We start from the raw sequence: 21,945 nt of genomic DNA on the forward strand, positions 1-21,945 counted from the left end.
AACATAACGAGAAGCCCAAGCCGTTTATATGGACAGCCAAGGCTAATGACATACTGGAGAAGGTAGTTCGAGCTAATTGCCGCTTAAGCAGCAAAAAGAACGGGGCACTACACTAGCTGATCAAAGTCCATAACTACTTCGTTGACTTGCGGGTGGTTGTGCCATGGCGGTGGTCGATAGTGCACGACGATGACTTTATTAAACTGATCACTGTTCAGTAAAAGACTCATCAATGCCTTGCCGGTGGCTCCGGTGGCACCAATAACCATGGCTGTTTTAGAGACTGTTGTTGTTTTCATGGGATCTACGGCAACAAAATTGATGTTAAATACCAGTCGAAATAGCAATGTAAATCAAGTAAAACGTTCAGCATAACGACAATATTATGCGGAAATTGCTATATGACACGAATTACAGACACATTGGCCGCTATTGACCAGTTGCATCACCAAGACCCAAAAAAGGTGGATGGCGTTGCCGCTGAATTGATCTATGCGCAGCAGATGACACAATGGCTGCAGAAGTTGGTGCCGGACGCATCAGAGGAATTACAAATAGCGGTGCGCAGTCAGCATTTGTGTCGTTGGGGTATTCCTCGTTCGGATTATCCGCTGGGTAGAACAGGTTATCTGCAATGGCGCACGGAGCTGGGAAAGTACCATGCACAAAAAGCCCTTGAGGTTATGACAGCACAAGGGTATTCAGAAGACAGTTGTAAAGTAACATCGACGATTATTCGCAAGCAGGGTATTAAACGAAATCCGGATGTTCAAGCTCTAGAAGACTGCGCCTGTCTGGTATTTTTGACTCAGGATTTTTCCAGCTTTGCTGCCAAGCATGATAAAAAAAAGATTATTGCCATTGTCCAGAAGACGTGGGAAAAAATGTCAGAAACCGCACAGGCAATGGCACTGGAACTGCCTTTTAGTGAGCATGAGTTGAGCCTGCTGCAGGAAGCGCTTTCGGCGGATTAAATACAGTAAAGGTCTCTTTTATTGGCATAGGCGACGATTGCAGGCAGTGACTCTCGCCTTTACATCGTCATTTTTCCTGTGAATAATGGCGAGCTGAAAAGGATATAAGTCATTTGCCGAGTTTAGAGGGAGATAAACGCGTTAAGGCAATGTGTTGATGACACAATTTGCTGCGGTGGTGTAGTCACCAGAAATAGATAACTAGGGTTCCGGTCATATTGGCGTCAGGTCCGAGAGTTATCGACCTGGCTGTCTGGCGAGGTTACACGGAGGGATAAAAGCCCGGGAGATTGATTATGTGTGCAAACTCCATCCCGTAGCGTGCAACCTGACTGGCTATAAATATGAATAATAAGCTGTACAAACCCTTTCTGTTTCTTCTGATCCTGTTTGGATTTTCCTTTCGGGCGTTTGCTGCCTTCGAGCCTTTGAGTGAGGTCATTACAACGCCGGTTGGCCCGGTGAAAGAGTCCAGCACCATTAAGCTGCCCATGATTACCTGGGGCGGTGATGCGGCTACGATCTTCACCAATGGTTTGAGCACCAGAACTCAAAAGGGCAGCCTTTTTGATCAGGCGGGGTTGGATGTCAATCTGGTTCGTCAGGATGATTTTAAACAACAGTTACGAGAATATCTTTCCGGTGAAACGCCTTTTCTCCGTTGCACCGTTGGCATGTGTAATCAGGCTATTGAGTTATTGTCGAAAGATGAGCGTACGAAACCTGTCGTTATTTATCAGATGACCTGGTCAAAAGGCGGCGACGGTCTTGTTGCAAAAAAGGGTATTGGTCATACCAAATACCTTCGCGGAAAAACCATTTCACTTCAGGCCTATGGCCCTCATGTGGATTTTCTCACTACCATGCTGCAGGATCAGAAAATCGGCGTGGATGAAGTGACTCTCGATTGGCAGCCAGATCTCACCTTAAGTGATAATGCGCCGGCCGCCTCATTTCTCAACACCGATGTGGATGCGGCCTTTATGGTACTTCCGGATGCGCTGGTGTTAACGTCGAATCGCAGCATTGGCTCTGGCAGTGATGGTTCAGTGGAAGGGGCTCGATTGATTACCTCAACCATGTTCTTCAAACGGATTATTGCTGATGTTTATGTGGTCAGAAGTGATTATTTTGACAGTAACCGCGGGCAGGTTAAAAAGTTAGTCGCAGCATTAATGGAAGGCCAGCGCCAGATGCTAGCCGTTATGGATCAGTTGAACACCAAACAACGAGTGCAGCTGTTGACCAAAGCAGCTGAATATTTGCTGGATGATAAAACTGCTCTGGGACCTATGGAGGAACTGATTCTGGATGCTGAGTTCGTCGATCTAGCCGCTAACCGCCAGTTCTTGCAGAGTGAGGATTACCAGCACAATCTGCCCAACCTGACAGCCCGTATTCAGAGTGCGTATCAGGATTTAGGTTTGATTGGTGGTAACTATCCCATACAGTCTGCGCAATGGAGTTACAATGAGATGGCGCTGGCTCAGTAAATAATTTGGTTAGTGCTATAAGCCGTCTAGATTTAAGGGTTCGGCTGTTCCCAGCCAGAGAGTACAGTTCTGGTTCCCCATGCTCGGAGGGTGTCGCAAAAGCCCTGGTTCCCATGCTTGGCGTGGGAACCCATACATCTATCTCTTTGAAAATCAAGAGGTATGCATTCCCACGCAGAGCATGGGAACGAGGTTTCTAGAGTTTTGCGACACCCTCAAGGCATGGGAACGAGATGTTTGGAGTTTTTCGACAGCCTCTGGAGCATGGGAACGAGGTGTATAGGTTTTTTTGACAACCTCGCTTTGGGGTGTGAGCCGTTACAAGCCTTTGAGGTTTAGAGCCTCTGTTTTACCCAGCCAGAAAGCATTATCGGTATGATCCAAGTAATCATCGCCGGTAAGTGTGTGAAGCAGAATAGTCAGCCCATTTCTGTTCTCAATCAGCCAGGGAAGCACGGTGCCCAACAGGGCGCTTTTAAATGCCAATTGGCAGCTCCCTCTTGGGTGAGGGCCTACCGGTTGTAAATGCATTCTTCCTACCCGTAAGGGAAACTTTTCTCCTGCTGCCTTGCACAATGTTTCTGCTTTGTCAGCGTCGTTATTATCAAAATAGATATGAGCATGATAACCATGAATTGTTGACATGCGGACTCTCCTGTTCACCAACGGGGAAAGGCTTGCGCCTTTCCGCTAGATCACTTTGATGCGAGTAACCTTTTGACGGATATTGCGCCATCACCCATAAACACCAAGGCAATGCTGGTGGCTGTCATGAATATCGGATATTCCCAACCGCCGCCTTGAGCGGAGAAAACCCAGCCATTCGGGATATGCACGACGGAGGCACCAATCAATATAGGCGTCATCAGAGCGGCGATCAGGCGAGTTTGATAGCCGGCAATCAACAACAAGCCGCCGCCAACTTCGCCCAGAAAGACCAGATAAGCGGTGAACCAGGGAAGCCCAAGAGATTCAAAGAAGCCAACGGTTCCGGCGAGAGTGAATACAAAATATTTAAGAAGACCATGAGCCAGAAGAGCGGCGCCCAAGGTCAGGCGGATAATTAAAATTCCATAATCATTGGCAGTGGGTTTCATGATGCTGTTCCTGTCTTCGTTATCGTTGTTTGTATTATCGTTTTCTCGTGAAGCTTGAGCTAGACTGCCAGCGGAATAGGAATGTTCATGAAATGTGAACAGAGGTGAACGTGGATACGTTAGGCATGATGCAGGTTTACTGCAGAGTCATCGAAGCTGGCAACTTTAGTAAAGCGGCAGATCAGCTGGACCTTTCAAGGGCGGTGGTGAGTAAATACATTAGCGCATTGGAAAAACGTGTGGGTGCCCGGCTACTCAACCGCAGCACCCGCGCCATTTCCATGACCGAAGCTGGACAGGTGTATTACCAAAGCTGCATGGATATTCTGAATCAGCTGAATCGGCTGGAAACGGAACTGGCATCGATGCAGAACACCATCAAAGGCACTCTTCGTGTTGCTGCGCCTGTCACGTTTGGGGAGATGTTCATTGCGCCCAGACTTTATGAGTTTCTGGAGCAGCATCCGGAACTGTCGATTGATCTTCGTCTGAATGACCGCAATGTGTCCCTTATTGATGAGCATATTGATGTGGCTATCCGAATTGGCGAACCAGAGGATTCCAGTGTTATCGCCAAACCACTGGGGATAATTGGGCATTATCTTTGTGCATCACCAGCGTACCTGGACAAGTACGGTTCTCCTGAGTCACTCTCAGATTTAAAAAAACACCGGCTGATTTTTGATAAACCAAAACTCACTTGAAACCATCGGTTTTATTTTGGTTTTGGCTTAACCGGTTTTCTGAGCACCTCTTCCTCCTCGTCAAGAGACGTCTTGGTATGGAGTCTGTCGGCTAACTCGACTGGTTTTTGGTTAATCTGCACGCAGAAGGCTTTGACATTCTTCACCAGTTCATCTTGGGTGCTATGACAATAATGATAAGTTACCTCCTCTCTCAACCAACGCCAAAGAGCCTCAACTGGCATAAAATCAGGACTGTACGGAGGTAGCCAGACTAGCTCTATTTTTAGATTTTTTGCAGCCTCGCAGACGTCAAATGACCGATGATAGGACGCACCATCCCAAATAACAGTAATTTGTCGTTCAAGATTCTCCTGTCGAATACGCTCCAGAACATTCACAGTATGTTGTGAATTGCCTTTGGGGTATGGCCAAATCCTAACCTGGCCCTCGTTGTAGTAATAAATCCCGTAAAACGTGACTTTGGATAGCCCTGGAGAGCAAGAAGACACAAAGAGTCTACCGCCTTTAGCTGACCACCCACTACCGATATCCGTATCCTGATGAATGTGCGCTTCGTCAATATAAACGATCAGTTTTTCTTGCCTGGTTGCCTGCTGAAGTAACGGCTCAAGCTGCTTCAGAAAGTCTGCTTTTTTTCAGGATCGGCACGATTCTGGAGCTTCTTCGCCTTTTTCCAGGAGATATTATTCCTTTTCAAAACACGGCGAATAGTTTCCCGGGAGCAAGTAAAGTTCCATTTCACCTTGCACCAGTTTACTAACCTTTTAAGAGTCCAGCGAGGGAGTGACGACTTTTCAGTATTTGCAGCGGCTTCAGCCGAACGGTGGATGGCTTGAGTGATGATTGAGGTAACGGTTAGACAAAAGGGGGGCGTCCGCCTGTACGCTTATACTGCAGAGCCTTTGGGCCGAATTCATTATAAGCTTTGATCCATTTCCACAAGGTGTGTGTTGCGCGTTTGGTGCTGAAGGCCACCTGTGAAGCGGATTGCTCACAACAGACTTGATAAAGGGCCATAAAGCGCTCGCGCGTCCTATGGTGAGGTTCTGATAATCCAGATTGATAGAGGCATTCTGGGGATTAATTCCATTTATCGTGTAGGACTTTAAGCATGAATCGAATAGTTATGGCAAAAAATGATCTGTAATTATACGTCTTGAATCGTTTTTCGTTTCATGCTTTGGATCAATTTATCTGCTCATTTAGAACCGTATGTTTCAAATGAGTTTTGGTTTACCAATGTTGCAGGCACTCATTGGAGTTTTTTTGATAGTCAGGGCGTGACGCAGCAAATCCCCATCAATAGCCGGATAAAAATCAACAGTGCCCGAGCGGTCAGAGAAATGCTGCTCCGTGGCGAAGGGATTGGACTTTGCCCATCCTTTGCTGTGGCGGACTGTTTGCAAAGGAAGTCATTAGTTCGCTTGATGTCAGAGCTCACCTACCAGAAGCAGAAGTTTCCGGTTAATGCTCTATATGTCAATAACCGCTACCTGCCTGAAAAGTCACGGGCATTTTCCCAGTTTGTGATGGAGCTTGTTAAAACATTGTGATCAATGACTTTTGTTCCCTGATGGCAGCGCTTTACGTACAATACCTGCCGGGACAGATGGGCCAACACTGATGGGGAGTGCGCTGTGATCAGCAGGCTGAGCCAGAAAACAACAAATAATCATTATCGTCTCTTTGCCGAAGCGCTTGATTCTTCAGGCTTTTCTGGCGATATCGAGCTGGGCTATGCCGAGCGGATGGTGCTGGCAACGGATAACTCTATTTATCAGGTGTTGCCAGAAGGTGTGTTGTATCCCCGCAGTACCGAAGACATCAGCAAAATTCTCACCCTCGCCCATCGTACCGACTTTCAACAGGTGGTTGTTTCTCCCCGTGGTGGCGGTACCGGCACCAATGGTCAGTCACTGACGTCCGGTTTTATGGTGGACACTAGTCGTTATATGAACCGGGTGCTGGAAATTAATGTGGAAGAGCGTTGGGCACGGGTTGAGTCCGGCTCGGTGAAAGATTACCTGAACGAGTTGGCGGCAAAAGAAGGTTTGTTCTTTGCGCCGGAACTCTCTACCAGTAACCGGGCGACCGTCGGCGGTATGGTAAACACCGATGCCAGCGGTCAGGGTTCGGTGGTCTATGGCAAAACACGACATCATGTTCTTGAGCTAACTTCTGTTCTGGCGGATGGCACGGTCTGGAATTCTGCGCCAGTGAACGACGATGTGTTGAATGAGCTTTGCCAACGTGACGATCGAATCGGTGAGATATACAACACGCTAAAAAACACCCATGAGCAACATAAAGATCGGGTGTCTGAAGTCTTTCCCCATTTGAATCGGAACCTTACCGGCTACGATCTTGCCAATATCCGCAACAAAGATAACCAGCTGGATATGAACGCCATTCTCTGTGGCTCCGAAGGCACGTTGGCTATTGTCAGTGAAGTTAAAGTGAATCTGTTGCCTATTCCCAAACAATCGGCGCTGGTTCTGGTTTTCTATAAAAGCTTTCAGGATTCACTGCGGGATGCTCAGTCATTAATGGCGGCGGAGCCGGGTTCCATAGAAACCATTGATTCACGGGTTCTGGGTTTGGCTCGCGCTGATAGCGTTTGGGAAAGCGTGAAAGATTTCTTTCCACAACAAAGTGACGAGATCGATGGCATCAATTTTGTTGAATTTACCGGCGATAGCGAAGCTGAAGTGCAGCAGGGTATTGATCGTCTGAATGCCGAGTTGGCAAAGCTTACTGAGGCTGGGCGTGTTGGTAGCCAGGTGGTGATGGGCACTGGCAATGTTAAAAAAATCTGGAATATGCGCAAGCAGGCGGTTGGCTTGCTGGGCAATATGGAAGGCGACGCCCGTCCAATACCTTTTGTCGAAGACGTTGCCGTCCCGCCGGAAAACCTTGCAGACTTTATTCTCGCTTTTAGAGCGCTGTTGGATGAGCACAGTCTCACCTACGGCATGTTCGGTCATGTGGATGCCGGTGTGCTTCATGTTCGCCCAGCCATTGATATGAAAGATCCGGATCAGGAGAAACTGGTTCGTTTAATCAGCGATGATGTCGCTGCGCTGGCGAAGAGCCATGGTGGTGTGTTGTGGGGCGAACATGGCAAAGGGGTTCGCTCGGAGTATGCGCCGGCGTTTTTTGCGGATCTTTATCCCGTGTTGCAAGACATCAAAGGTGTCTTTGATCCATATAACCAGTTAAATCCCGGGAAGATAGCAACGCCAGCTACAATGCCTGAACCCATTGAGTTGCTGAAAATTGATGAAGTGCCAACCCGTGGTCAGCAGGATCGGGAGATTGGCCGAAATGCCTTTGAAGCCTTTACCAGCGGACTTTATTGCAACGGTAACGGTGCCTGTTTTAATTACAGCCCGAACAGTGCCATGTGCCCAACCTGGAAGGCGACCTTTGATCGTACTCAATCGCCTAAAGGGCGTTCGGGTTTGGTGAGGGAATGGCTGAGGCTTCAAACGGCCGCCGGCGCTGATATTTCTGCTGAAAGTCAAAATATTCGTCATGGCGGCGCGTTATACAACAGTGGTCAGAAGCTTATCAATCTGGTGAATAAATGGCGCGGCGAAGATGATTTCAGTCACGATGTTTATGGTGCATTGGATAACTGCATGAGTTGTAAATCCTGTGCCGGGCAATGCCCTGTTCAGGTGAATGTACCGGATCTTCGTTCCCGTTATTTTGAGCTTTATCATGGGCGTTACCCAAGGCCATTGAAACATCACGTTGCTGGTTTGCTGGAGCCCATGCTGCCGATACTGGCCAAAATGAAACCGGCTTATAACTTGGTCATGGGTTGGTCGCTCACCAATGCCGTCGCGTCGAAAACCGTGGGTTTGCAGGAGATTCCAGCCATTACCAGTACATCACCGGAGCGTGATATGTGCCGTGCCGGAGCAGCCATTGCTAGTCGCTCATTGTTGGATGCCATACCTGCTGGTGAACGGGACAAAACCGTGGTGATTATTCAGGATGCCTTTACCAGCTTTTTTGATACGCCACTGTTAACGGATCTAGTTGAACTGCTGATTCGGCTTGGCTATCGTCCATTGGTTGCACCCTACAAGCCCAATGGCAAGGTGTTACACGTCTATGGTTTTCTTGGTCGCTTTGAAAAGGTGGCCAAAACCAATGGCGAGGAGTTAAAGGCACTGGCAGACAGTGGCATCAGCCTGATGGGGATTGATGCCGCCGTGACGCTGACCTATCGAGATGAATACAAAGAAGTGATGGGTGAGGCGGCACCTAACGTGTTGTTGATGTCGGAGTGGTTTGCCAGTCAATCGGAGTCGTTGCGTAAGCTGAACCTGAACCTTGCCACTGACGATGATTCGGGCTTTACCTTGCTGGGGCATTGCACCGAAATCAGTAATGTTCCCGCTGCTCCAGCGCAATGGCAGCAGTTGTTCACGGATCTGGGCATGAAATTGACCTACAAGCCAACCGGCTGTTGCGGCATGGCGGGTATTTATGGGCATGAAAGCCGTAATCAGGAAGTGTCCCGTAAGTTGTACGATTTAAGCTGGAAGGCCGTTGTTCAGAAGCCTGAAAATCAGGGGAAGGTTGTGGCAACCGGTTATTCGTGCCGGAGTCAGGTGAAACGCTATGGTGATGGGAAGCTTCTGCATCCTGTGCAGGTGTTGTTGCATGCTATAAAGGGTACGGTTTAATCAGAAATCTCTTGAACTGAGGGCTTATTCTTTTTACTGGATATAGGTTTTGTATTTCGAAGGCCAGCACTCTAACTCAGGGTGCTCTGATAGTGGTAGCTGGTTGAGTTTTTCTTTGATATTAGCGACCAGTAAACTGATTTCTATTACGTTTGCTTTGCTGTTGGTTTTTTTATTGAACTTTGTAGCCTGCTTTACAATAGCTTCCCAGGTTTTATGAGGTATTGGCGCAGTTGAATGGCTTTGCATATAGTCGGTGATAGTTAAGAGATCCTGACGTAGGCATTGTGGGCGCCCAAGGATGTGCTTTATTAGTTTCCGTTCAGAAAAATCATTTTCGATAAGCCACTCTCTTCTTGCCTTAAGGGCTTCTAGTTTCGTTTGATCATCCCTTTTGGCCAGGTTATTGATGGGCGATTCTATATTCATGCTCTCTTCAATATAAGGCTCAACCAACTGTCCCTGAAGTTGAAGTATACGAGGTGTTAGTTTCAGTTTTTTCAGGGAGTTGAGAAGATAAATCTGATCTTTGTTGAACTGACAGTTTGAAAAAACATGATGAAGTTTTAACTCAGCGGGCAGTTCGCTGTCTATAATGGCTTCTCTCCCAGTATTTTCGATGATGGACTTCATCTCTGTACTGGCAGCGGCAATGACCTCTCTCAGCTTGAGCTGTTCTATATTTGTTTCAAATTCCTTAATATCGGAGACGTAAGAATCAGTAAAGTTGGATAATAAGTTTTTCACCGAATCTAAAGGGTCTGGAAGGCTGTTAAATTTTTCTAGTCTGTCGCTTAAATTTCTGGCTAATTGATATGTGTTGTCCATGTGGTTAAGTATTGAAGCGTCAGGATAATTTGCGGGGGTAAGATTCAATTCGGGGGACTTATCAGTCAGTGCTTTATCTGCAATCTCTGCAAGGGATGGGGTGTTGTTTATTGGTATCTCGTCGGTGGGTTGGTGAGAGAGCAGGTTATCGAGCTTTTTTTGGAGTTTAGATAAGTCATTATAAACTTGAAGTTTTGTGAGGGATTCCTTAACTTCATTTTCCACAAGTTCCAGGAAACTGTCTTGAGTGATTTTGTTCTTGGCAAATAGTTTAAGGTGTCTCATGGTTTCAGGCTCTTCAGAGTCTGATGATTGGGCGACTGTTCTTTCGGATAGATTTGTGTCTTGTTCATTTGCTGGTCTGAATGGGTGTAATTAAAAGTGTTCCCGATGTGGTGAAAATTCAAATTTCATCAGCTGTTACCCCGCATGAATACTCGGTATCAAAAATAGAAAATTCACAAAATTACAGACTGTTGAACACTTTTAATTACACCCGGTCTGAATAGGCTGAGTAACTGATCCATATTCGGAAATGCTGACACGGCTCTTCTTGCAAATTTCGTCAGTGAAGCTTTGATTGAATTGGGATGAACAGGCGGACGACTCAAGTTCTGAGTAGGGTGGCGATTGTTTGTGTTGTGAGGGTCAATTCCAGCCATAATAACTATCCATGCAAAAATGGTATTGGGTTAATGTATCGTTGCTGTTTATGACGCCTTGAACAGACGTCATAAGATACTGCATCCTTGTCAGTATTTTGGCTCAGCGGTGCAGAGTGTACGTTTTTGCTGTCACTTCATAAGCCGCTGCAACCTCTTTCAGAAACTCTCCGGCAACAATAGACAGATTGCTATAGAATCCACTTTCATCAGCATTAGCCAATAGTTCCAGATAACGGCTCGCCCAGGGAAGCAGGTGATCCGATAGCAATACTTCAACTGCCTCATCATTTTCCGCTTCCATAAAGTACGCCATAGCCAGAATCATCAGGCCAAACTGGTCTTCCGGTTCATTCAGCTTGGTATCCAACTCCACTTTATGGGCGATCAGGAACTGCCTGTAAGCCAGCGTGGTTTCACCCAGCAGTAGATTTTCCTTATCCAGATAAACAGATCCCCAAGGAGGCGCAGCCATTGGCCCCTGGCCTTCAAAAAGGATGGAAAAAGGCATTGAGAGTTCTTCAGGGGTGTATCCGCAGAGGTGGTCTGTGGCTTCCAGAATGATGGCAGGGGTAGACCAATCCAGCAGCTCTGGCAGCTGATCCAGCTGTTCCATCGAGGCGCTGGCTTCTTCAGATGTCGGTGAATAATAGAAAAGGGTACCCAAAATACGGGGGAGTAGTGCGATAGCGGACAAGTTTGTACTTCCTGATATATGGAGTTGCTACACAATATAGCCATCACCCAGACTATTGAGTATATGGACTAATACCGTATTAGCCTAAAGTCTAAGATGCTCCGATCAGACCTTTTGTTATTGTACGTAAGGCGTACAGCCTTAAGTTGGCTTCCATTAATAACAATAATAATGTCAGGAGCACCCCCTATGTCCGATAACAAAAGGGCAGCTGCCGCCTACTGGCGGGAGAACATACGAATACTGTTGTCTCTACTGGTCATCTGGTTTGCTGTCTCCTTCGGAGCCAGTATCTTGTTTGTGGATTATCTGGATCAGTTTACCTTCTTTGGCTTCCCTCTTGGTTTCTGGTTTGCCCAGCAGGGTTCCATCTACACCTTCCTGATTCTGATTTTCGTATACATCGGAATGATGAATAAGCTGGATCGCAAATATAACGTCCAGGAGGAGGAGTAATATGGAAACTCAAACACTGATCTTCCTCTTTGTGGGCTTATCCTTTGCGCTTTACATAGGCATTGCTATCTGGTCCCGCGCGGGCACCACCAAAGAATACTATGTCGCCGGTGGTGGCGTTCACCCTGTGGCTAACGGAATGGCAACGGCAGCGGACTGGATGTCGGCAGCGTCGTTTATTTCCATGGCAGGCATCATCTCCTTTATGGGGCGTGACGGCGCCATGTATCTCATGGGATGGACGGGCGGTTATGTATTACTTGCCATGTGTCTTGCACCGTACCTGCGTAAGTTCGGACAATTTACCGTGCCGGATTTTGTGGCAGAGCGTTACTACAGCCAGCTGGCTCGGGTTGTGGCGGTCATCTGCGTTATCTTTATCTCCTTCACTTATGTGGCGGGGCAGATGCGTGGTGTGGGTATTGTCTTCTCCCGTTATCTTGAAGTGGATATCAATGTCGGCGTTATGATCGGCATGGGCATCGTTTTCATCTATGCCGTGTTAGGCGGCATGAAAGGGATTACTTACACGCAGGTGGCTCAATACTGTGTGATGATCTTTGCCTATTTGGTACCAGCCATCTTTATCTCCATGATGATTACCGGTAACCCGATTCCACAGCTGGGCTTTGGTAGCACGGTAGAAGGCACGGATATGTCGGTGCTGGAGAAGCTCAATGGTTTATCAACGGAGCTCGGGTTTGCCCAGTACACGGATGGCTCAAAATCCATCATTGATGTGTTCTTTATCACCATGGCGCTGATGGTCGGCACTGCTGGCTTACCTCACGTTATTGTTCGTTTCTTCACAACCCCAACGGTTCGTGATGCTCGTAAATCTGCCGGTTATGCGCTGCTGTTTATCGCTGTGCTGTATACCACTGCACCTGCGGTTGCCAGCTTTGCCCGTATTAACCTATTGAATACGGTGTCCGAAGCGGAATACGAAAACCTGCCGGACTGGTTTGCTAACTGGGAGAACTCCGGCTTGATGGCCTGGGTGGACAAAAACGACGATGGCAAGATTCAATACCATCCTGGTAAACCTATTGACGGTAAACCGTCGTTTATCGATGCCCGTGGTCAAAGTGGTGAGCGCCTGTTGAGTAACTCTCAGACGGACAACAACAACGAACTCTATGTTGACCGGGATATCATGGTGCTGGCCAATCCAGAAATTGCTAACCTGCCAGGTTGGGTGATTGCGCTGGTGGCGGCTGGTGGCCTTGCTGCAGCATTGTCCACGGCAGCAGGTTTGTTGCTGGTCATCTCTACATCCATTTCCCACGATTTGCTGAAGCGGAACTTGATGCCCGGCATCACCGATAAACAGGAACTGTTAGCCGCAAGATTGGCTGCAGCGGCTGCGATCGGTATTGCAGGGCTGGCGGGGATTTATCCCCCAGGCTTTGTGGCCTCGGTGGTGGCCTTTGCCTTCGGTTTGGCGGCATCGTCTTTCTTCCCTGCGATTCTGCTGGGTATCTTCTATAAGCGGATGAACCGTGAAGGTGCCATTGCTGGTATGGTGACTGGTCTGGTATTCACGGCCTCTTACATCATCTACTTTAAGTTCCTCGGTGGAACGGCGGATGAGTGGTGGTTTGGCGTGTCTCCAGAAGGTATCGGTACGCTGGGTATGCTGATCAACTTCACCGTGTCCATGGTGGTTTGTCATGTGACCGAAGCACCACCTCAATCAGTTCAGGATATGGTGGATGATATCCGTATTCCTCGGAAGGACGGGCAGGCATCAGACCCTGTGGCAGATGGAGAAACGGCTCGGGTATAAACCATAAATGTACTAAAGTGCACTAAAGCCGCTCATTCGAGCGGCTTTTTTATTACGGACGTATAGAAAGAATGAAACTTTTACGCAGGTAGTGACTCTATGGTTCAGTAAACCCTGAAAACAGAGAGCTACCAATGAAGAAACTACTGCAAGCCTTCGTGATGTTGTTGTTTGTGCAACAAGCCAGCGCATTTGATACGAATATGCCATTGTTGCTGAGTATGAAATACATCACCAGCGACCATATTTATGATGATACAGGTGAGTATGAGCAAGTTGATCATGTGATCAATGTGTATGGCACAGAGATAAACCCGAATATAACAACAGTTAACGACCAGTTTCAAATCACTGTCGATGATGTGGAAGTTGAAGGCGTGGGTTTAAACACATTCGGGCGTTTACGACAGCTAAGGCGACATTTCAGTTATGATAGCCTGTCTGGAGGTGTTAAGGAGCTGGGGTTCAACGCAGTGCTTTGTCGACTGGGTGGCTCCGCAAGAGGGCTGCAGCTAGAAACTCGGTATCTGACCTTCAAAAACAATCAGATCATAGAAAGTGGTATGAAGCGAGTCTATGATCACTCCCTCAACTGCCTATATCGCCCAACGATGACACTGGGCAGTGCTAGTGGAGAGAAGGCTGCCATTTCTGCGATGGCAGTATTGAGAACCATTGTAGAAATGCAGTATGCAAGGTAGTTATTAGTACGTAGTCGTTTGTTGAGAGACTATTAACCCTTCCTTAATACTTTGCCAGTAGTTATGTACGCACTGGCAAAGAATCCTTATACTTATCATCTTTCGATATAAGCATGAGGTCGTTTACGTGACAAGCATCACGTTCTTATGACCCTCTGTCCGTAACTCGTTGTACTTCCCTGTGCAGCTACATACTATTCGTCGTGTAAAGATATTCGAATTCTCACAGTTGTATACACGTTATGATTAAGCCCGTAATAAAGCAGCCTGCTGCTGGCACGATGCCGTGGCGTGGTTGTTCCCAGAAAGGTTTTACTCTTGTTGAGTTGCTGATCACTATGGTAGTGCTTGGTGTTCTTATGGCCATTGCCTTTCCATCCATGCAATCTTCTATTGCCTCTAACCGGGTGCGTTCTCAGGGGCAGGATATCGTGAATATTCTGAATTTTGCCCGCTCTGAGGCGATTAGCCGAGGTGCTGACGTAACAGTTTCACCGCAGAATACCTGGAAGGGTGGGGTGCAAGTGAGAGTTGCTGATAATACCATTCGTCAACTTCCCGCTTTTGACGGTGACACCAAAATTAGTAATGGCAACGATATAGTATTTACTCAGCGGGGACAGCTGGCAACTTCTGCTGTAAATCTAACAATCAATCATGATGATACAACCATCAAATCCACCATCAAAATAGCATCGGGGGGCAGCATTTCACGGCAGTAGTCGTAGGGATATGCTTGGGGGATATAGATGAAGAAAAACGGTTTTACTTTAATAGAAGTCCTGGTGGCTCTGATATTAGTCTCAGTGGCTTTTATGGGGATGACGCGTCTGTTGTTTGAATCGCGCAAACAAATTCAGGAGGTGCAGCAACGAAGTGTTGCTCTGAATCTGGCAAATGACCTGATTGGTCGAATGACAGCAAACCCCGGCGCACTGGAAAAATACGAAAAAGCCGAGATTAAAGACATTGTTTCATTGACGAAGAATTGCCAGTCGAGCACGGATTGCAATGCGGATCAAATGGCTGCCTATGACTTGAATCAATGGAGCCGGAGTCTCGTGGGGCGTACGATCAAGGAGGGTGATAATAGCGTTGGCGGCCTCGTAACTCCTGTTGCCTGTATTGACGTTGACGGGCAGGACGTGACGCTGTCTATCGCCTGGCGAGGCAAGCAGGCGCAGAAGGAAACCACCGAACCGGTCAACGATGCTGATGGTAACCCGGTGTTGGATACCGATGGCAATCCCGTACTTGATGGAAGGGGTACCAGGCCTTGCGGCAAAGATGACGCCAATTTTAAACAGGTCGTAAATAACGATCTGCGCAGGCTTCTGGAAGTAACTACGACAATAGGCAGTTAATAAGTAGTGGAAAACGATAATCGCATTCGCCCATTATCAACTCAATCGGGCTTAAGCTTAATTGAGTTGATGATTTCCATGGCTCTGGCACTGTTGTTGATGGTGGTGCTTGGGAACCTTTATATCAATAGTTTCACTTCACAGCTTACAGACAGCAGAAATGTCGCACTGGAACACGGTGCTCGAAATGCTTTTACTGTGCTTGTGCGAGATATTCCGTCGGCCGGTTACGCCAATGGTGCAACGATGGAGTCATTGGTTACGACCGGAATGTCGGTAACGGATGATTGTTCTGGCATAGCATCAGCCATTGATATGAAGGCCGGGTTTTTAGCAGGTCGCGGAACATCTGCGTCGATTAAAGACTGTGTGTCGGATGCAAAAACCGGGGATTATACCAGTACTTTTAAAACACCAACGGACTGGGTTCTGGTTAAAGGTGCGATAGGCGAGGAAATTGCCGAAGCAAGCCTGGCAGCCAGCGAAAACTATATGATCTCCGGGGTTAATAATGGCAAGGTGTTCCGTACTGCAAGTACAGATCCTAAAGCACCGGGCGGTATAAAAGACGGTGTGATCCGGAAATACGGCTTTAGTCTTTTTTATATAACTAAAGACGATCAGCTTGCCTTGCTGCAGTTATCCGGTGCTGGTCTTGTGACGAAAATTCTTGCTGAGAATGTCGAAGCCATGAGAGTTCGTGTCGGTAAGGCCGCTGATAACGAAAGCGGCGTTACTCAATTAATCGGCCTTTCGAGTACAACAGATGGCTGGACTGCCGCTGAGTGGAACACTATTCGCAGTATAGAGTTGAGTATTCTTGCCACAACAGAGGTTGAGCCAGGATATAGCGATACCAGGGAATATAAGATGGGGGATGTGAAGGTGAAGGCCGTGTCTGCCAGTCAGAATAGAAGGCGTAAGCTGCTCACCCAAACGGTGTATCTTTATAATCTGAGTTATGGGCAGACCCAATGATTAAGCCAGTCATCATCAGAGAAAAAAACCAGGGAGTGGTGTTGATTTCAGCGCTGCTTTTTCTTTTATTGCTCACCACTGTAGTTGCCGTCAGTGTTAACCAAACGACAATGTCTCCACGAATGCTGGTGAATGCAGAAATACGAATACTGACTTTTAATGATGCGCAGGGTGAGTTGGCGACTATTCAAGCGGCGGCGGATGATGCTTTGATCGGCCCAAACAGTTGCGTTGTTGGTGAAGCCACTGCAAAACAGACAGACCCTTATTACCTGGATTTATCCGTAACACCGCCAGTGCGTCAATGTACAAAGTCATCGACTGTAGAACAGCCTGTAGTGAAACTACGCGCACTGGGCGTAGCCGCCCAACGTCAAGAAGGCGCCAGCGGAGCGAATACACTTAAGAGTGATTACTTTCATATAAGAACAACAAAAACCAGGGAAGATATATCTACAACCCTCTTACAGGACATGTATAAAGCCTACTGGGTTGGTGGGGATACCGGCCAGAGCTCTGGCACTGATGTTATTGTAGATGCGGGGAGCAATTAATCATGATGGGTTGTATGGAAGTGATCAACAGGTTGCTCAAACGGCGGACTTCAATTTCTCTTTTGTTACTGTTGTCGTTGTCAGCGGTTGCTGATGATACAGATATTTTCTTTGGCAAGGGCGACGGCGGCGCTTATGCTCCGCAGGTTATGATTTTAATGGATGACTCTGTAGCCATGGGTAACTCTCGGCTGAAGTCTTCCGTTAAAATTATGGAGGACTTTTTTGATGCAAACCCTGATATAGAATTTGGCTTGGCGACATTACCACCTTATGTATTTGAGTCACCGTTGTTACCGAGGGCAAATACTTCAGGCGCTGATAAATACATTGAGCAGCACAAGCTGATTACCAGTCATGCGAGTATCACAGACAGGTGGGATAAATTTGAGACCAGACTAACCCAGCTACAAAACGCAAATGAGAGCGCACAGCTCTGTACTGCTTATCATGAAATCTATAAGTACATAAAAGGAGATGAACGATCGGATGAAAATCTATCAGGTAATGGGAATATACAGAGCCTTAACTTTACCTATAGAAGTGAACCTTATGGTGGTTATGGTAAGGACTATTATTACTCGCCTGTCAGACAAAAATGCCAAAATATCAGCATATTTATTGTTTCAGCTGGGATGCCAAAAAATGACACAGGATATAATAGTACAATAAAGAAGCTAACAGGAAAAAATTGTAAGAAGTACGGGGGTAATGAAAGCTGTATGCCTCAACTGGCTGAATATATGGCAAACCCGGGAAAAAACGGTGTGGATGGTAAGAAAGCTACAGGCTACCAAGAGGCGCGCACTTATACCATTTCCTATGGGAAAGCCTCCACCTTGCTTTCAGATACAGCAGAAAAGGGCAAAGGAAAATGTTTCACAACAGAAAATCCGAGCAGTAATACCGGCTGTGAAACGGTCACAGATTTAAGAGAGGCGTTGGACGAGGCACTAAAACAAGTTCTCGAAGGTTCCAACAGTTTTGTAAGCCCTTCGGTATCAGTAAATACCAGTAATCGTACTGATGTACTTCAATACACTTACCTTGCAATGTTTGAAGCTTCTGAGAAAGCTGATTGGAGTGGCAACCTCAAGAAATTAAGGATATTCAAAAAAGGCAGTTATCAATCGGGTGATCCTTGCTATGGCAAAGCCATGAGTACAAGCAACGCCAATGGTCATAAAGATGGAACCTTGGTGGATAGTGCCTGTAAAAACGCGTTTAAGGATGGCTCTACTCAGTTTGTTGATGATGTTCACACCTTCTGGGGTGGGAATAACGACAAAGATGTTGCCGTAGGCGGTTTTGGTAGTGTATTGAAAAGTGACGTGAATAGCCGGGTCATTTATACAAACCAGATGGATGATGACGGTAAGCCAGAGCTGATTGACCTCGAGGATATTTCTGTCAGTAGCACTGGCCTGTTGAAAACGTTCTCTTATAAGTTTGAGAAAGAAGGGTCTGATCAGAATCTGACAAATTTCAGAACATCAGGGACGTATCAGTTTTCAAGCTCATATACAGTGGGTGATGAATTCTATATTTACCAAACCTATGATGGTGATAATAAAGTCAGAGTCGTAAGGCTTGATACTGCGTCCAATGGCTCAGGCTCGATTAAAGTGAGAGCCCGCGGGATCGGTGAAGTGGATAGAAGCAAGAGCGGGTGGGATGATTTGTCTAACGCGCAGCGCCTTGCAAAAATGAAGAGCATCAGTACAGCAACAGTTCCAAAACATAACTTAAATGCCGCAGGTTGGGGGATTATTCATCCGGAAATCAACTCATCTGGCTTGAATTACGGTTATGTCACCAAAAATGGTAATCCCCTGAAGTTACCAAGTTATTCGGGCACCTTAACATCGTCTAATATTGCCAACTGGGTACGTGGAAAGAATAAGCAAGGTAACACAGTGCGCCCCTGGGTTATGGGTGATATACAGCACAGCAGCCCGGTGACGTTGAATTATGGTGATACGGATGGCGACAGTACGAAATATACTGACGATGCACCGGATCTTCGAGTCGTCTTTGGTACAAATCACGGAGTGCTGCACTTTCTTCAGGATGACTTGAGTACGCCCACAGGGACAGTTAAAGAAAAGTGGAGCTTCTTTGCCAAAGAAACCATAGGTAATTTGTCAGACCTGATGGATAACACATCTCCGGATCATCGAATTTATGGTCTGGACGGCCCGGTCAGCGTGATTCGGATTGATGCCAACAGTGATGGAAATATCATTCACTCAGACGGCGATCGGATGTTGATTTTCTTTGGTATGCGTCGTGGTGGCACTACTTACTACGGAATGGATGTGACCAGACCGGACCATAAGCCAAAACTCCTGTGGCAGATAGACAGTTCGACCCCTGGATTCGAAGAGCTCGGGCAGAGTTGGTCCAAGATGATTCCGGTTGTTTTGCCTGGTCATAGATCAGTAAATGAAGACACAAAAATAACCAGTTACAAGTACGCGCTGGCTTTTGGTGCTGGCTATGATGGTGCAGACGATGCAGGCTCTTCACAGGGCAAAGATGATGTAAGGCCTGGTGAGCTGAAGGCAACGAATGAAGATCATCGGCGCAGTTCAACTCGTGGTAGAGGTTTGTACATCATTGATGCAGGCACCGGTAAACTGGTCAGTTCAATGACTGCGGATAATTCCAGTCTAAGTCCTGTTAGTGACGCCACGCAGATAAAGGATAGCCGCTTTAAATGGAGCGTTGCTGCACCTCCTATTGCCCTGGATGCTGACGGTGACGGGCTCCATGATCGCCTCTATTTTGCAGATACCGGGGGTAATGTCTTCCGTGTGGATATTGGTCGATTAACCGGGGATGATACGTCAGAGAGTGCAGCCTGGTCAGTCTCTACTCTGGCAGTACTGGGAATGGATGCAAACACCGATTTGAACCTTGATCATCCTGATAGTAAAAACGATCGCAGGTTTTTCTATCAACCAGCTGTGGCGAATACTAAATATAATGGGAAAGCCTATGACGCAGTGCTGTTAGGCAGTGGTAACCGGGCGAATCCTACTTATAAAGGAACCCATGTAAACAATGATACCGAAACTAAAGATGACAGTGTTCAGGATCGCTTTTTTATGCTCCGGGATACGAAGATTGCCTATACCAAGTATGTTGACTGTTCAGGCAGTAAAACTGCTCAACCTGGTGAAACCTGTGAGCCAGCCCCTATCAAAGGGAGTGATCTTTATGATGCGACGGCTAACCTGATTCAACAGGGTTCAGACAAGGATGGCGAGATCTCGAAATTGAAAACCAGTAAAGGCTGGTTCATGAATTTTGAAACGGCCACAGGCTCATCGCACTACGGAGAGAAAGCATTTTCCCGAGCAGACATTATCTCAGGTGTGGCCAGTATTACGACTTGGGAACCAGCTGGCAGTTATGAATGCACGCCAAGTGCGGGCACAAGTCGTGCGTATTTTGTCAGCCTTCAGGATGCCACCGCCGTTAAAAATTATGATGACCAAAATGGGCTGGATAAGGGCGATCGGGTGGTTTCTGAGCTTTCCGGCGTTTCTGGAGGGCAGGTATTTGTGCCGATAAACGACAAAATTGTGGCAATTCCAAGCTCTGTTGATCTGGATTCAGAGATAGGCTTTCATACCTACAGCTGGCTGCAGGAAAAATAAAATAAGTTCACAAGGCGGTTCTTTATATGGAGCCGCTTTGATTAGGAATAGATTATGGTTGTTCGGGAAAAAGGCTTTACGCTAATTGAATTAATGATCGTGGTGGTTATTATCGGCATTCTTGCCGCTATCGCCCTGCCTTCTTACCAGGAATATGTAAAGAAAGGTCGTCGTACGGAAGCTCAGACCGCCCTTATGAAAATAGCTGCTCTGCAGGAGCAGTATTTTATGGATAATAAAACCTATAGCACCACGTTGACCGATGTGGGTATGAGTGCATCGCCGTTTATTACGGAGAATGGTTTTTATTCTATTGCTGCCACATGTCCATCCAGCAACTGCGTGACAGGCTTTACTTTGACGGCTACGGCTCAGGATGCTCAGGCGGGAGATGGGGATATTGCTTTTAACCATCTGGGTGTGAAAACCCCGTCGACTCATTGGTGATGGTTTTTGCTAACTGTAGTAGGTCGGTAAACCTGCAAGGTTGGCCGACGTTGTAATTGTTTCTCGTTCCCACGGTTCGAGGTTGTCGCAAAACTCCAGAAACCTCGTTCCCATGCTTTTAGGCCCTTTGGGTCCCGCGTGGGAATGCATACGAAAGGTAACAGGTATGCAGTTTTGAGCTTGTGGGAGGGGCGGTAGGTTGGGGTATGCATTCCCACGCAAAGCATGGGAACGAGGAGTAAACTCTCAAGCTTCTTTAAAAAACGCACAATAAATCCAACTCACCACACAAACTGCCGCTGCCGCTAGATAGATCGAAAAAATCACCACCATCCATTCCGCCATATTCAGGCTCAGCAAACTCCAGTCATCTGCACCGCAAAGTCCGGTTGGCATAAACATACCTGGCCACCAGTCGTATAATGGCAGGTCAAACGGGAAGGTTGGTTTTAAACTGCAGCTGGATGTGAAGGGGTTGAATTCGCCGTAATCGGCCAGTTGGCCAAGGGCTTCTTTCAAACCATAGACGGCACCGGCAATCCAAATACCGTAACCCGCTAGCCTGAGAGACATTATTTTTGGTGAGATAATAATCAGCGCCGGCGCAATAACCAGCATCATCACGGCTAGTCGTTGATAAACGCATTTCTCACAGGGGTCCAGCTTCATCACGTACTGGAAATAAAGAGCGCAGAGCTCAAGGAAAAGTGCGGTTCCCAGCATGATGAGCCAGGTGATACGGGAATTCTGCCAGTTGTGAACGGTCTGCAAGGGGCTTTTTTTTATGTCCTGCAGGGTTTTGCTCAGTATAGAGGGGGTTGTGTCTGCCAAAA

22 protein-coding genes, 1 pseudogene and 1 riboswitch are annotated in these 21,945 nt (G+C 47.1%); of the genes and pseudogenes, 14 read left to right on the top strand and 9 right to left on the bottom strand.

Going from position 1 to position 21,945, the window contains the following annotated elements; all coding sequences use genetic code 11:
- Positions 1 to 107 precede the first annotated feature (107 nt).
- Positions 108 to 299: a Rossmann-fold NAD(P)-binding domain-containing protein gene (locus tag AKL11_RS16235; RefSeq protein WP_067519294.1), complete on the bottom strand. Its 192-nt coding sequence runs from the start codon at positions 297 to 299 to the stop codon at positions 108 to 110.
- A gap of 102 nt (positions 300 to 401) precedes the next feature.
- On the opposite strand from AKL11_RS16235, the gene AKL11_RS16240 reads away from it, so the two are divergent.
- Positions 402 to 974: a DUF4202 domain-containing protein gene (locus tag AKL11_RS16240; RefSeq protein ID WP_067519296.1), complete on the top strand. Its 573-nt coding sequence runs from the start codon at positions 402 to 404 to the stop codon at positions 972 to 974.
- Between the two features lie 190 nt (positions 975 to 1,164).
- A riboswitch (guanidine-I (ykkC/yxkD leader) is annotated at positions 1,165 to 1,265 on the top strand.
- A gap of 53 nt (positions 1,266 to 1,318) precedes the next feature.
- Positions 1,319 to 2,467, top strand: coding sequence for an ABC transporter substrate-binding protein (locus AKL11_RS16245; protein ID WP_067519299.1), 1,149 nt, complete (start codon positions 1,319 to 1,321; stop codon positions 2,465 to 2,467).
- Positions 2,468 to 2,785: 318 nt separating this feature from the next.
- On the opposite strand, the gene AKL11_RS16250 is transcribed toward AKL11_RS16245, so the two are convergent.
- Both AKL11_RS16250 and AKL11_RS16255 read right to left on the bottom strand, forming a co-directional pair.
- The gene (locus AKL11_RS16250) at positions 2,786 to 3,112 is read right to left on the bottom strand and encodes a DOPA 4,5-dioxygenase family protein (RefSeq protein ID WP_067519301.1); all 327 of its coding nucleotides are present in this window, start codon (positions 3,110 to 3,112) and stop codon (positions 2,786 to 2,788) included.
- Between the two features lie 50 nt (positions 3,113 to 3,162).
- The gene (locus AKL11_RS16255; protein WP_067519304.1) at positions 3,163 to 3,564 is read right to left on the bottom strand and encodes a DoxX family protein; all 402 of its coding nucleotides are present in this window, start codon (positions 3,562 to 3,564) and stop codon (positions 3,163 to 3,165) included.
- Positions 3,565 to 3,674: 110 nt separating this feature from the next.
- Here AKL11_RS16255 and AKL11_RS16260 point away from each other — a divergent pair, with 110 nt between their 5' ends.
- Positions 3,675 to 4,268, top strand: a complete 594-nt coding sequence (locus tag AKL11_RS16260; RefSeq protein WP_067519306.1) for a LysR family transcriptional regulator — start codon at positions 3,675 to 3,677, stop codon at positions 4,266 to 4,268.
- An 11-nt stretch (positions 4,269 to 4,279) separates the two neighbouring features.
- On the opposite strand, the gene AKL11_RS24670 is transcribed toward AKL11_RS16260, so the two are convergent.
- From AKL11_RS24670 to AKL11_RS26795, 3 genes and pseudogenes are all read right to left on the bottom strand, one after another.
- Complete coding sequence (locus AKL11_RS24670; RefSeq protein ID WP_095210439.1) at positions 4,280 to 4,891, bottom strand: IS630 family transposase; 612 nt, start codon at positions 4,889 to 4,891, stop codon at positions 4,280 to 4,282.
- Positions 4,888 to 5,115 (bottom strand): helix-turn-helix domain-containing protein, encoded by a 228-nt coding sequence (locus AKL11_RS26495; protein ID WP_095210440.1) that lies wholly within the window; start codon positions 5,113 to 5,115, stop codon positions 4,888 to 4,890. The genes AKL11_RS24670 and AKL11_RS26495 overlap by 4 nt, the downstream gene beginning before the upstream one ends.
- An 11-nt stretch (positions 5,116 to 5,126) precedes the next feature.
- Positions 5,127 to 5,297: pseudogene (locus AKL11_RS26795) on the bottom strand (hypothetical protein); the annotation flags it as partial.
- 149 nt (positions 5,298 to 5,446) lie between these two features.
- Here AKL11_RS26795 and AKL11_RS16270 point away from each other — a divergent pair.
- Together AKL11_RS16270 and ydiJ are read left to right on the top strand one after the other, a co-directional pair.
- Complete coding sequence (locus AKL11_RS16270) at positions 5,447 to 5,824, top strand: LysR substrate-binding domain-containing protein (RefSeq protein ID WP_067519311.1); 378 nt, start codon at positions 5,447 to 5,449, stop codon at positions 5,822 to 5,824.
- Between the two features lie 84 nt (positions 5,825 to 5,908).
- On the top strand, positions 5,909 to 8,971 hold the full coding sequence (ydiJ, locus tag AKL11_RS16275; RefSeq protein ID WP_067519313.1) for a D-2-hydroxyglutarate dehydrogenase YdiJ: 3,063 nt from the start codon (positions 5,909 to 5,911) through the stop codon (positions 8,969 to 8,971).
- Positions 8,972 to 9,004: 33 nt separating this feature from the next.
- Here the strand turns inward: ydiJ and AKL11_RS16280 are convergent, their stop codons facing one another.
- Together AKL11_RS16280 and AKL11_RS16290 are read right to left on the bottom strand one after the other, a co-directional pair.
- Complete coding sequence (locus AKL11_RS16280) at positions 9,005 to 10,024, bottom strand: hypothetical protein (protein WP_157673608.1); 1,020 nt, start codon at positions 10,022 to 10,024, stop codon at positions 9,005 to 9,007.
- A 540-nt stretch (positions 10,025 to 10,564) separates the two neighbouring features.
- Positions 10,565 to 11,158, bottom strand: a complete 594-nt coding sequence (locus AKL11_RS16290) for a molecular chaperone TorD family protein (protein ID WP_067519320.1) — start codon at positions 11,156 to 11,158, stop codon at positions 10,565 to 10,567.
- A 189-nt stretch (positions 11,159 to 11,347) separates the two neighbouring features.
- On the opposite strand from AKL11_RS16290, the gene AKL11_RS16295 reads away from it, so the two are divergent.
- The 9 genes from AKL11_RS16295 (at position 11,348) to AKL11_RS26500 (ending at position 21,112) form a co-directional block, all read left to right on the top strand.
- Positions 11,348 to 11,614, top strand: a complete 267-nt coding sequence (locus tag AKL11_RS16295) for a DUF4212 domain-containing protein (protein ID WP_067519322.1) — start codon at positions 11,348 to 11,350, stop codon at positions 11,612 to 11,614.
- A 1-nt stretch (position 11,615) separates the two neighbouring features.
- Entirely contained in the window at positions 11,616 to 13,403 is a 1,788-nt protein-coding gene (locus tag AKL11_RS16300) for a sodium:solute symporter family protein (protein ID WP_067519324.1), read from the top strand.
- A gap of 134 nt (positions 13,404 to 13,537) precedes the next feature.
- The gene (locus AKL11_RS16305; protein WP_067519327.1) at positions 13,538 to 14,104 is read left to right on the top strand and encodes a hypothetical protein; all 567 of its coding nucleotides are present in this window, start codon (positions 13,538 to 13,540) and stop codon (positions 14,102 to 14,104) included.
- Between the two features lie 242 nt (positions 14,105 to 14,346).
- Complete coding sequence (locus AKL11_RS16310) at positions 14,347 to 14,826, top strand: GspH/FimT family pseudopilin (protein ID WP_067519329.1); 480 nt, start codon at positions 14,347 to 14,349, stop codon at positions 14,824 to 14,826.
- Between the two features lie 27 nt (positions 14,827 to 14,853).
- A complete protein-coding gene (pilV, locus tag AKL11_RS16315; RefSeq protein WP_067519331.1) occupies positions 14,854 to 15,468 on the top strand; it encodes a type IV pilus modification protein PilV in 615 nt (204 codons plus the stop codon).
- Positions 15,469 to 15,474: 6 nt separating this feature from the next.
- Entirely contained in the window at positions 15,475 to 16,446 is a 972-nt protein-coding gene (locus tag AKL11_RS16320) for a PilW family protein (protein WP_067519334.1), read from the top strand.
- Positions 16,443 to 17,000 (top strand): hypothetical protein, encoded by a 558-nt coding sequence (locus AKL11_RS16325; RefSeq protein ID WP_067519336.1) that lies wholly within the window; start codon positions 16,443 to 16,445, stop codon positions 16,998 to 17,000. The genes AKL11_RS16320 and AKL11_RS16325 overlap by 4 nt, the downstream gene beginning before the upstream one ends.
- Positions 17,001 to 17,002: 2 nt before the next feature.
- Positions 17,003 to 20,665: a pilus assembly protein gene (locus AKL11_RS16330; protein ID WP_067519338.1), complete on the top strand. Its 3,663-nt coding sequence runs from the start codon at positions 17,003 to 17,005 to the stop codon at positions 20,663 to 20,665.
- 54 nt (positions 20,666 to 20,719) lie between these two features.
- The gene (locus AKL11_RS26500; RefSeq protein WP_067519340.1) at positions 20,720 to 21,112 is read left to right on the top strand and encodes a type IV pilin protein; all 393 of its coding nucleotides are present in this window, start codon (positions 20,720 to 20,722) and stop codon (positions 21,110 to 21,112) included.
- A gap of 246 nt (positions 21,113 to 21,358) precedes the next feature.
- Here the strand turns inward: AKL11_RS26500 and AKL11_RS16340 are convergent, their stop codons facing one another.
- Positions 21,359 to 21,943, bottom strand: a complete 585-nt coding sequence (locus AKL11_RS16340; protein ID WP_095210441.1) for a disulfide bond formation protein B — start codon at positions 21,941 to 21,943, stop codon at positions 21,359 to 21,361.
- Between the last annotated feature and the right edge of the window lie 2 nt (positions 21,944 to 21,945).

It is taken from the genome of Endozoicomonas ascidiicola (assembly GCF_001646945.1).
GTDB lineage: Bacteria > Pseudomonadota > Gammaproteobacteria > Pseudomonadales > Endozoicomonadaceae > Endozoicomonas > Endozoicomonas ascidiicola.

What these genes read in the sequence shown, in the direction of transcription:
- AKL11_RS16240 (WP_067519296.1), top strand. Translation starts at nt 402, where the DNA reads ATGACACGAATTACAGACACATTGGCCGCTATTGACCAGTTGCATCAC.
- AKL11_RS16305 (WP_067519327.1), top strand. Translation starts at nt 13,538, where the DNA reads ATGAAGAAACTACTGCAAGCCTTCGTGATGTTGTTGTTTGTGCAACAA.
- AKL11_RS16310 (WP_067519329.1), top strand. Translation starts at nt 14,347, where the DNA reads ATGATTAAGCCCGTAATAAAGCAGCCTGCTGCTGGCACGATGCCGTGG.
- AKL11_RS16295 (WP_067519322.1), top strand. Translation starts at nt 11,348, where the DNA reads ATGTCCGATAACAAAAGGGCAGCTGCCGCCTACTGGCGGGAGAACATA.
- AKL11_RS16330 (WP_067519338.1), top strand. Translation starts at nt 17,003, where the DNA reads ATGATGGGTTGTATGGAAGTGATCAACAGGTTGCTCAAACGGCGGACT.
- AKL11_RS16300 (WP_067519324.1), top strand. Translation starts at nt 11,616, where the DNA reads ATGGAAACTCAAACACTGATCTTCCTCTTTGTGGGCTTATCCTTTGCG.
- AKL11_RS16255 (WP_067519304.1), bottom strand. Translation starts at nt 3,564, where the DNA reads ATGAAACCCACTGCCAATGATTATGGAATTTTAATTATCCGCCTGACC.
- AKL11_RS16245 (WP_067519299.1), top strand. Translation starts at nt 1,319, where the DNA reads ATGAATAATAAGCTGTACAAACCCTTTCTGTTTCTTCTGATCCTGTTT.
- pilV (WP_067519331.1), top strand. Translation starts at nt 14,854, where the DNA reads ATGAAGAAAAACGGTTTTACTTTAATAGAAGTCCTGGTGGCTCTGATA.
- AKL11_RS16235 (WP_067519294.1), bottom strand. Translation starts at nt 299, where the DNA reads ATGAAAACAACAACAGTCTCTAAAACAGCCATGGTTATTGGTGCCACC.
- AKL11_RS16325 (WP_067519336.1), top strand. Translation starts at nt 16,443, where the DNA reads ATGATTAAGCCAGTCATCATCAGAGAAAAAAACCAGGGAGTGGTGTTG.
- AKL11_RS26500 (WP_067519340.1), top strand. Translation starts at nt 20,720, where the DNA reads ATGGTTGTTCGGGAAAAAGGCTTTACGCTAATTGAATTAATGATCGTG.
- AKL11_RS16250 (WP_067519301.1), bottom strand. Translation starts at nt 3,112, where the DNA reads ATGTCAACAATTCATGGTTATCATGCTCATATCTATTTTGATAATAAC.
- AKL11_RS16270 (WP_067519311.1), top strand. Translation starts at nt 5,447, where the DNA reads ATGCTTTGGATCAATTTATCTGCTCATTTAGAACCGTATGTTTCAAAT.